A 3171-nucleotide genomic window follows, 5' to 3' on the forward strand; every position below is an offset into this window, starting at 1 on the left:
GCCCCTGTCGCCCACCTCCTCGTTGGTGGTGGGTGCCTTCGCGGGGCTGGCCACCCCCCCCGAGCGCGCGCCCCCCCCCCCGCCGCGGGGCGTCAGCGCGCGCTGGCCTCGTGCACGAAGGCGACCAGGCGGCTGAGCGCGTCCGGGTCCATGGACGGCATCACGCCGTGGCCGAGGTTGAAGATGTGGCCGCTGGTGCCGAGCGCCTGGGCGGCGTGCAGCACCTCGCGGGCCTTGGTCTCGACGACCTTGGTGGGCGCGTACAGCACCGCCGGGTCGAGGTTGCCCTGGAGGGCCTTGCCCGCGCCGACCCGCTCGGCGGCGACGTTCAGCGGCACCCGCCAGTCGACGCCGACGATGTCCGCGCCGGCCTGGCCCATCAGCCCGAGCAGCTCGCCGGTGCCGACGCCGAAGTGGATCCGCGGCACCCCGTAGTGGGCGACGGCGTCGAAGACCTTGGTGCTGGCGGGCATCACCGAGCGGCGGTAGTCGTCCGGGGCGAGCGCGCCGACCCAGGAGTCGAACAGCTGGACCGCGGAGGCGCCGGCCTCGATCTGCACCTTGAGGAAGGCGGAGGTGATGTCGGCGAGGCGGTCCAGCAGGGCGGCCCAGAGCTCGGGCTGCCCGTACATCATGGCCTTGGTGTTCTCGTGGTTCTTGGAGGGCCCGCCCTCGATCAGGTAGCTGGCGAGCGTGTACGGCGCGCCCGCGAAGCCGATCAGCGGGGTCCCGCCGAGCTCGTCGACCAGCAGGCCGACGGCCTCGGTGACGTAGGGGACGTCGTCGGGCTCCAGCGGGCGCAGCCGGTTGAGGTCCTCGAAGGTGCGGATCGGGTCGGCGATGACCGGGCCGATGCCGGGCTTGATGTCCACGTCGATGCCGACGGCCTTGAGCGGCACCACGATGTCGCTGAAGAAGATCGCCGCGTCCACCTTGTGCCGGCGCACCGGCTGGAGGGTGATCTCCTTGACCAGCTCGGGCCGCATGCAGGACTCCAGCATGGGGATGCCCTCGCGGACCTTCAGGTATTCGGGCAGCGAGCGGCCCGCCTGGCGCATGAACCACACCGGCGTGTGCGGCACCGGCTCGTGCCGGCAGGCGCGCAGGAACGCGGAGTCGTGCGCGGCGCCGCGGCGCGCGGGGGTGCTTCGGCCGTCGGGGGTGGCCGCCGTCGGGTCTGCCGTAGTCTCGCTCACGGGTCAAATCTTCGCACGCGCCCGGGGGCACCCTTCCCGGGTGGTCTCGTCGGTTCCTCCAAGATCTGGCCGGGTTTGCCGTTCCGGCACGCCGCTCGGACGGAAGTTGCGGCGATAACCCCGGTCTTCGACCTAGTCTTCGGGTCATGGCAGCGGTCGGCGGGCACCCCGCGCAAGGTGGCGGAACAGGTGGCGGAACGGGTCGGGAGGGGGCGCCGAGCGAGTTCCGGGCCGCCGTGGAGGCCCTCGACGGGGCCCGGCTGCGGCCGGAGCTCCAGCTCTCCCCCGCGCCGGCCCCGCGCCGGCTGGCCCCGTACGCCTTCGCGCTGACCGCCACCGTGGAGGTGGACGACGAGGAGCTGGCCGACGGCCGGCTGGTCCTGCTGTACGACCCGGCCGGGCAGGAGGCCTGGAACGGGGAGTTCCGGGTGGTCACGATGACCCGGGCGGAGCTGGAGCCGGAGATGGCCGGCGACCCGCTGCTCTCCGAGGTCGGCTGGGCCTGGCTGCTGGACGCGCTGCAGGCGCACGGCGCCGGGTACGCGGAGCCGTCCGGCACGGTGACCCGCTGCGCCTCGCAGTACTTCGGCGGCCTGGCGGACCGCCCCGCGGCGACCGAGATCGAGATCCGGGCCTCCTGGACGCCGGCCGACGGCCGGTTCGAGCGGCACCTGGCGGCCTGGGGCGACCTGCTCTGCATCAGCGCCGGACTGCCGCCGGCCAACCCGTCCCCGCCGCCGGCCGAGGTCACGTCACTCGGTGGAGTGGTCCCGATGCCCGCCCGGCGACGCCCCCGGTCGCACTGAAGGGTGGCGTCCGGGCCGGACGGCACCGTCCGCCCCGATGCCACCCCCAGGACTGACGGAGTGTGGCTTCGGCCCTGCTCTGCGTCAATTACCTGCTCAAAGTCGATCGATCTGTCATGGATCTGATCGATTTTGTACGAATTCCAGGCATGTCGCATCAGTCATATGCGCGATTTGTCCGTATTGTTACTCACTAGATCGTGATCTTTCGCTAAAGCCGGGCACGGTAGCTGCCGAAGCAGACTGTGACCCTTTCCGAACGCGGAACACTCCGACCGCCCCCTCGGGGTTCCGTCCGCCACTCCCCGCAGGAGGCCTGGTGTCGGTCCTTCTTGAGCACCCCGCAAACGTGGTCGCCTACCGCCCGACCAAGCCCACCGCCATGGTGGTCATCGCCGATCCCCGCGTCCGAAACACCGTCACCCGCCACCTCTGGGCGCTCGGCGTCCGCGACGTGATCGAGGTGTCCTCGATCGCCGAGGCCCGCCCCCGGGTCTCCACCCCGCGCGACATCTGCGTCGCCGACGTCCACCTGCCGGACGGCTCCGGACTCACCATCCTCGCCGAGACCCGCGCCGCGGGCTGGCCCAACGGCCTGGCCCTGTCCGCCGCCGACGACATCGGCGCGGTCCGCAGCGCGCTCGCGGGCGGCGTCAAGGGTTACGTGGTCACCGGCACCCGCACCAACGTCGCGATGCCCGGCCGCCCGGGCCTGCCGCTCGGCGCCGCCGGGCTGGCCGGCCGGATGCGCCGCCCCGGGATGCCGGGCATGCCGGGTGCCGCCGGTGCCCCAGGCGCACCGGGTGCCCCCGGAGCGCCGGGCCCGCAGCAGACCGCCTACCGCGAGCTGTCCGGCCGCGAGGTCGAGGTGCTGCGGCTGGTCGCCGAGGGCCAGTCGAACAAGGCGATCGGCGTCGCGATGGGCCTGTCCGCGCTCACCGTGAAGAGCCACCTGGCCCGGATCGCCCGCAAGCTCGGCACCGGCGACCGCGCCGGGATGGTCGCGGTCGCGCTGCGCACCGGCATCATCCACTGAGCCGGCCGGGGCCGAAACCGCTCCGCGAACCGTCGGCGGCCCAGGAGGAACGTTCCTCCAGGGGCGCCGCCCCCCCGGCCGGGGGGACCCCGGGGGGCCGGCCCCGCGGGGGGGGGGTTTAAAACAAATACAC

General features: G+C 73.2%; 3 protein-coding genes. 2 read left to right on the top strand and 1 reads right to left on the bottom strand.

Going from position 1 to position 3171, the window contains the following annotated elements; all coding sequences use genetic code 11:
- Window positions 1-92: 92 nt before the first annotated feature.
- Window positions 93-1106, bottom strand: a complete 1014-nt coding sequence (gene hemE, locus ACFWXO_RS14725; protein ID WP_375888482.1) for a uroporphyrinogen decarboxylase — start codon at window positions 1104-1106, stop codon at window positions 93-95.
- 236 nt (window positions 1107-1342) lie between these two features.
- On the opposite strand from hemE, the gene ACFWXO_RS14730 reads away from it, so the two are divergent.
- Window positions 1343-2002, top strand: coding sequence for a DUF3000 domain-containing protein (locus ACFWXO_RS14730; protein WP_375888289.1), 660 nt, complete (start codon window positions 1343-1345; stop codon window positions 2000-2002).
- Window positions 2003-2321: 319 nt separating this feature from the next.
- A complete protein-coding gene (locus ACFWXO_RS14735; protein ID WP_350511717.1) occupies window positions 2322-3038 on the top strand; it encodes a response regulator transcription factor in 717 nt (238 codons plus the stop codon).
- Window positions 3039-3171 lie beyond the last annotated feature (133 nt).

Origin of the sequence: Kitasatospora sp. NPDC059088 (assembly GCF_042738155.1) — a bacterium.
In the GTDB taxonomy this organism is placed as follows: domain Bacteria; phylum Actinomycetota; class Actinomycetes; order Streptomycetales; family Streptomycetaceae; genus Kitasatospora.